Genomic DNA, 6,330 nt, shown 5'->3' on the forward strand with positions numbered 1-6,330 from the left:
CCAGAACCTGCAGCAGCTCGGCCTCTACGCCCAGGATCAGATCAGGCTCACCGAGCGGCTGACCTTCCTCATCGGCGGCCGGCAGGACTTCGTCACCAACGACGTCGTCAACAAGCTCGCGGGCACGGCGGTGCGCGGCGACGACCAGGCCTTCACCGGCCGGCTCGGGCTGATCTACAACTTCGACAACGGGCTCGCGCCCTATGTCACCTACGGCACCTCGTTCAACCCGACGGTGGGGACGGATGCGGCCGGCAATCCGTTCAAGCCGGACCGCGGCGACCAGATCGAGGTCGGCGCCAAGTTCCAGCCGGTCAGCTGGAACAGCTTCTTCACCGTGGCGGCGTTCGACCTGCAGCGCTCGAACGTGCTGACCCCGAACCCGGACAACATCTTCACCAACATCCAGGTCGGCGCGGTGCGCTCGCGTGGCGTCGAGGCCTCGTTCACCGCCAACCTCGCCGAAGGCCTCAGCGTCGTGGCGGCCGTGACGAGCTACGACCTTAAGACCGTAGAGGGCACCAGCCTCGACCTCGGCAAGGTGCCGGTGGGTATCCCGCAGACCTTCGCCTCGCTCTGGGGGGATTACACGATCCCCTACGGCGAGTGGAAAGGCTTCGGCTTCGGTGGCGGCGTGCGCTACGTCGGCGATTCCTTCGCCAACGTCGCCAACACCCTGCGGGTGTCCGAGTACGTGCTCTTCGATGCTGCCATCCACTACGAGCACGCCGGCTGGCGCGCGGCCCTCAACATCCAGAACGCCGGCGACCGCCGCTTCGTGTCCTCCTGCTCGACCGCCAATGCGTGCTTCTACGGCGAGCAGCGCCGTATCACCGCCAGCCTCGGCTACCGCTGGTGAGGGGCTGAGCGCGTGAAGCCCGCCACGATCCGCGCCTGGGCCTGGGTCCACACCTGGTCGAGCCTCGTCTCGACCGTGTTCATGCTGCTGCTCTGCCTCACCGGGCTGCCGCTGATCTTTCATCACGAGATCGACGAGGCACTCGGCATCATTGCCCCCGCTGCCATGGCGGACGGCACCCCAGCCTCCGTCGACCGCCTCGCGGCAGCGGCGCTGTCCGACCATCCCGGCCGGGTGATCCAGTATATCGGCTGGGACGGGCATGATCCGGCCCGGGCCTTCGTCATCCTCAACGGCGCGGCCGACGCCCATCCCAACGACTCGATCACCGTGAACTACGACGCCGCGCGGGCGCAAAAACTCGGACCGGCGACGAGCGCCGTGATGCAGGTCGTGCTGCGGCTCCATGTCGACATGTTCGCGGGCTTGCCCGGCAAGCTCTTCCTCGGCGCCATGGGTGCCCTACTCGTGGCGGCGATCGTGTCGGGCGTCGTCCTCTATTGGCCCTTCACCCGGCGCCTCGCCTTCGGGACGATCCGGAACAGGCGCCGCACCAATTGGCTCGACCTCCACAACCTTACCGGCATCGTCACCGCGACATGGCTTGCCGTGGTGGGGCTGACGGGTGTGATCAACACCCTCTCCGAGCCGCTGATCGGACGCTGGAAGGCGACCGAACTGAATGCGATGATCGCGGATCATCGGAACGGGCCGGCAGCGGCTGCGACTGCCTCCCTCGACGCCGTGCTGGCGGCGGCGCGAGCGGCCGCACCGGGCATGGAGGCGGCCTTCATCGCCTTTCCGGGCTCCGGCTTCAGCACGGCGAGCCATTACGGCGTCTTCCTGCGGGGCATGACGCCGCTGACCTCGCGCCTGCTCCAGCCCGTCCTCCTCGATGCCGCCACCGGGGCCATGGCGGAGACCCGGCACCTGCCGTGGTACCTCACCGCGATCCTGTTTTCGCAGCCCCTGCATTTCGGCGATTACGGCGGCCTGCCCATCAAGATCATTTGGTCGGTCCTCGACATCGTGAGCATCGTGGTGTTGGGGAGCGGGCTCTACCTGTGGTGGTCGCGCCGGCGTGCGACGAAGGCGGCGCACTCCACCTGCACCAGGCTTGCGGACGTGGCGTGACGCGCGTCTTCGCCGTTCCTGCCCTGATCGCGGTTCTCACGGTGGCGGGCTTGCTGAGCGCCCTGCTGGTCGAGGAGATCGGTCAGCCGGTTTCGTGGCTCGCGCTGACGGTGCCGCTGCTGATCTTGGCGTGGTGCGTCTGCCGCTTCGCGATGAAGCGGCGGTGAAGCGACGCCGCTGCTGATCGCAGCCGAACGAGCGCACGGGCTTGGGAGAGCGCCAAGCCCGCAAAGGCCCGCCTCGCGCGCAGGAACCCGATACCTCCCCTTTCCCGCAGAGGGGGGCGGGCGCCAGGTTACCCCGCGAGCTTCGCCATCAGCGCGTCGGACAGCGTGAAGTTCACGTAGACGTTCTGGACGTCATCCTGGTCCTCGATGACCTCCACGAGGCGGATCAGTTTCTCGCCGGTCTCGTCGTCGACCGTGATCGGGGTCTGCGGCTTCCAGACCAGGGCGGTGCGGCTCGGCTCGCCGAAGCGGGCCTCCAGGGCCTTCGAGACCTCGCCGTAGGAGTCCTGCGCGCAGGTGACCTCGTGCCCGTCCTCGTCCGAGCGCACGTCGTCGGCCCCGGCCTCGATCGCCGCCTCCAGCATCGCGTCGGCATCGGCGACCGCGGCCGGGAAGGCCACGAGGCCGACATGCTCGAACATGAAGGCGACGGCGCCGGTCTCGGCGAGGTTGCCGCCGGCCTTGGTGAAGGCGGAGCGCACGTCGCTCGCGGTCCGGTTGCGGTTGTCGGTCTGCGCCTCGACGATGAGGGCGGCACCGCCCGGGCCGTAGCCCTCGTAGCGGATTTCCTCGTAGGTCTCGCTGTCGGCGCCCGACGCCTTCTTGATGGCGCGGTCGATGTTGTCCTTGGGCACGTTCTCGGCGCGGGCCGCGATGATCGCGGCGCGCAGGCGGGCGTTCATGGCAGGGTCCGGCAGGCCGAGCTTGGCCGCCACGGTGATCTCGCGGGCGAGCTTGCCGAACAGCTTGGAGCGGACCGCGTCGACGCGGCCCTTGCGGTGCATGATGTTCTTGAACTGGGAATGGCCGGCCATGGCGTGACCTTCGAACTCGATTGCGGCGGAGGCCGGGGCCCTCCGGGACCCTTCCTCGACGCCGTCACGTTGGGGATGGCGCGGGTTATAGGCCGCTTGCGCGCGCAGTGGCAACGCGGAGATGACGGGCATGGACAGCAGGGCGAATGCAGAGCGCAAGGCCGGCCCGTCCGGCTGGCTCGGTCTCGCGGCGGTGCTCGGGGCACTGGCGGGCCTGACGCTGTTTCCGCGCAAGGCTCATGGCCAGGCTGATGGCAAAGCTGATGGCAAAGCTCATGGCGAAGCTAAGGGGTCGGCTCGGCCGGTCAGGCGCCCCGAGCCGCATACCACGCCTGCAGGGCCGCCAGGGTGACGACGCCGTCCGGCCAAGCGACGCCGTCGATGTGTCGATGCGGCTGTCCAGGCTCGCCGAGATCGGAGATCGCCGAGAAGGCACCTTCCAGGCGATGGCTCTCGGTGTAGCGGCTGCGCGTGGCGATGACGGGAAGCCCGGCATCGCGCGCCGAGCGGATTCCGGCGGCGGAATCCTCGAAGGCGATCGCCTCGGACGGCGCGACGCCGAGACGCTCCAGCGCCAGCGTGAACACGTCAGGCGCCGGCTTCTTGCGTTCGGCTTCGTCGCCGGACGCGATGGCGTCGAAGACCGCCTCGCTGCCGTGGCGGAAGTTCACGGCGAGCAGGCGGTCGACGTTGGGCCGGCTGGTCGTCGTGGCTACCGCGAGGCGCACGCCGCCGGCCTTCGCCTCCGCGACGAGGCGGGCGATGCCGGGGCGCAAGGCGAGCTGCCCGGCCTCGACGAGGTCGCCGTAGATGCGCGTCTTGCGCGCGTGGATCTCGGCCATGTGCGGGCGCAACGCGTCGGCGTTCGCGGCCTGCTCCGTCTCCACGTAATGGGCCAGCCGCTCCTTGCCGCCCATGACGCTGAGGAGGTCCGCATAGGTGGCGGGTGACCAGACCCAGTCGAGGCCCATCTCCGAAAAGGCCCGGTTGAAGGCTTGGCGGTGGAGGTCTTCCGTCTCGGCGAGCGTCCCGTCGACGTCGAAGATCAGCGCTCTCAACATGACAGCGTCTCGCCGCGGCCGTGACCCTGCGCGCCGGCACGGAGCTCCGCGATGCGCTCGGCATAGCCGGCCGGGCCACCCTGGAAGACCGCGTTGCCCGCCACGAAGGCGTTCGCCCCGGCGGCGGCGGCGAGGCCCACGGTCTCGGCCGAGATGCCGCCATCGACCTCGATGTCGATCTCGCGGCCCGCCGCCATGGCGCGGATCCGCGCCACGGTCTCCAGCGTCGAGTGCAGGAAGCTCTGGCCACCGAAGCCCGGGTTGACGCTCATGACGACGACGAGGTCGACGAGGTCGATGAGCGGCTCGGCCAGCGCGGCCGGGCTGCCGGGGTTGAGCGCGATTCCGGCGCGCTTGCCCAAGGCCCGGATCGTCTGCAGCGAGCGGTGGATGTGCGGGCCGGCCTCGACATGGACCGAGATGGCGTCGGCGCCGGCCTCCGCGAAGGCGACGAGATAGGGGTCGGCCGGGGCGATCATCAGGTGGACGTCGAAGGGTTTCCGACTGTGCGGCCTCAGCGCCTTCACGACGCCCGGGCCGAAGGTGAGGTTGGGCACGAAATGCCCGTCCATGACGTCGAGGTGGATCCAGTCGGCGCCGGCCGCGTCGACGGCGCGCACTTCCTCGCCGAGCTTGGCGAAATCCGCCGAGAGGATGGAGGGCGCGATGATGGGGCGGGTCATGGGAAACCTTGGGTCAATGGGCGTCGCCCTCACGCCATCCGGCGCTTGCGCTCCACGAGCTGCATGATGATCGGCGTCAGGATGAGCTGCATCGCGAGATCGAGCTTGCCACCGGGGATGACGATGGAATTGGCCCGACTCATGAAGCTGCCCTGGATCATCGAGATCAGATAAGCGAAGTCGATGCCGCGCGGGTCTTTGAACCGGATGACCACGAGGGATTCGTCGGCCGTGGGAATCCAGCGGGCGATGAACGGGTTCGAGGTGTCGACCGTGGGCACGCGCTGGAAGTTGATGTCGGTCCAGGTGAATTGCGGGCAGATCGTCTGAACGTAATCGGGCATCCGCCGCAGGATCACGTCGGTGACGGCCTCGGTGGAATAGCCGCGGAACGAGCGGTCCCGGTGCAGCTTCTGGATCCATTCGAGGTTGATCACCGGCACCACGCCGATCTTGAGGTCGGCATAGCGGGCGAGATCGACGTTGTCGTCGACGACGCAGCCGTGCAGGCCCTCGTAGAATAAGAGGTCGGAGCCCGCCGGGAACTCCTCCCACGGAGTGAACGTCCCGGGCGCCGTACCGTAGCACTCGGCCGCCGCCGCATCGTGGACGTAGTGCCGGGTGCGCCCGCCGCCGGATGCGCCGTAGCGGCGAAACACCTCCTCCAGCTCCGGAAGGAGATTGGCGCGCGGCGCGAAGTGGCTGAGCGTCGGCTCCTCCGCCATCGCCTTGCGCATGGCGTTGCGATCGAGGGCATGGAACGCGTCGCCCTCGATATAGACGGCGCTCACGTCCTCGCGGCGAAAAATCTGCTCGAAGGTGTTGCGCACCGAGGTGGTGCCGGACCCCGAGGAGCCGGTGACCGAGATGATGGGATGACGCGCCGACATGTTCGTTCGCTGACCGACCTGCCCTGATGGTCCCTAGTTCCGGATCAGGCCGCGATGACCGAACAGGGGTGAGCGGCCCGCCGCCGGGTTGCGCCCGCCATAATAGGTGGCGACCGTGGTCACCTCCTCGGCCGAGCCGAAGACCAGGGGCACGCGTTCGTGGATCGAGGTCGCCGCGATGTCGAGGATGCGGCGCTCGCCGTCGGTCGCGCCGGCACCGGCCTGCTCCATCAGCATGGCGACGGGTGCAGCCTCGTAGAGGAGGCGTAGCCGCCCCTGGGCGTAGCCCTTCCGGCTGTCGCCGGGATAGAGGAAGACGCCGCCGCGCATCAGCACGCGCTGTGCGTCCGCCACCAGGGAGCCGAGCCAGCGCATGTTGCAGTCGCGGTCGCGCGGCCCTTCGGCGCCACGCAGGCAGTCCTCGATATAGGCCTTGACGGGAGTGTCCCAGTGGCGCGCGTTCGAGGCGTTGATCGCGTATTCATGGCTCTGGGCCGGTACCGCCAGCGCCGCATGAGTCAGGCGAAAGACGCCGATGTCGCGGTCTAGGGTATAGATCTGCGTGCCGGCCCCGAGCGTCAGGACGAGGGACGTCGCCGGTCCGTAGGTGACGAAGCCCGCCGCGAGTTGAACGGTGCCGGGATCGGTGAAGGAGGCGATG

Annotated in this window: 7 protein-coding genes and 1 pseudogene; 3 read left to right on the forward strand and 5 right to left on the reverse strand. The window is 68.7% G+C overall.

The features are described 5' to 3' along the window. The 3 genes from ACFE7U_RS08535 to ACFE7U_RS08545 form a co-directional block, all read left to right on the forward strand. Nucleotides 1-859, forward strand: an 859-nt coding sequence (locus tag ACFE7U_RS08535; protein WP_375409304.1) for a TonB-dependent siderophore receptor, incomplete at its 5' end; no start/stop codon positions are given. A gap of 12 nt (nt 860-871) precedes the next feature. Then, a complete protein-coding gene (locus ACFE7U_RS08540) occupies nt 872-1,993 on the forward strand; it encodes a PepSY-associated TM helix domain-containing protein (protein ID WP_375409305.1) in 1,122 nt (373 codons plus the stop codon). Continuing rightward, on the forward strand, nt 1,990-2,160 hold the full coding sequence (locus ACFE7U_RS08545) for a hypothetical protein (protein ID WP_375409306.1): 171 nt from the start codon (nt 1,990-1,992) through the stop codon (nt 2,158-2,160). Before ACFE7U_RS08540 ends, ACFE7U_RS08545 begins: the two co-directional genes overlap by 4 nt. A 128-nt stretch (nt 2,161-2,288) precedes the next feature. Here ACFE7U_RS08545 and ACFE7U_RS08550 read toward each other — a convergent pair whose 3' ends face one another. From ACFE7U_RS08550 to ACFE7U_RS08570, 5 genes and pseudogenes are all read right to left on the reverse strand, one after another. Next, nucleotides 2,289-3,035: a YebC/PmpR family DNA-binding transcriptional regulator gene (locus ACFE7U_RS08550; RefSeq protein WP_375409330.1), complete on the reverse strand. Its 747-nt coding sequence runs from the start codon at nt 3,033-3,035 to the stop codon at nt 2,289-2,291. A gap of 305 nt (nt 3,036-3,340) precedes the next feature. Then, on the reverse strand, nt 3,341-4,096 hold the full coding sequence (locus ACFE7U_RS08555; RefSeq protein ID WP_375409307.1) for an HAD-IA family hydrolase: 756 nt from the start codon (nt 4,094-4,096) through the stop codon (nt 3,341-3,343). After that, nucleotides 4,090-4,779: a ribulose-phosphate 3-epimerase gene (gene rpe, locus ACFE7U_RS08560; protein WP_375409308.1), complete on the reverse strand. Its 690-nt coding sequence runs from the start codon at nt 4,777-4,779 to the stop codon at nt 4,090-4,092. The genes ACFE7U_RS08555 and rpe overlap by 7 nt, the downstream gene beginning before the upstream one ends. 29 nt (nt 4,780-4,808) lie before the next feature. After that, the gene (locus tag ACFE7U_RS08565) at nt 4,809-5,669 is read right to left on the reverse strand and encodes a phosphoribulokinase (RefSeq protein WP_375409309.1); all 861 of its coding nucleotides are present in this window, start codon (nt 5,667-5,669) and stop codon (nt 4,809-4,811) included. A 33-nt stretch (nt 5,670-5,702) separates the two neighbouring features. Continuing rightward, nucleotides 5,703-6,330, reverse strand: a pseudogene (locus tag ACFE7U_RS08570) (class 1 fructose-bisphosphatase); the annotation flags it as partial.

The organism is uncultured Methylobacterium sp. (assembly GCF_964251405.1).
In the GTDB taxonomy this organism is placed as follows: Bacteria; Pseudomonadota; Alphaproteobacteria; order Rhizobiales; family Beijerinckiaceae; genus Methylobacterium.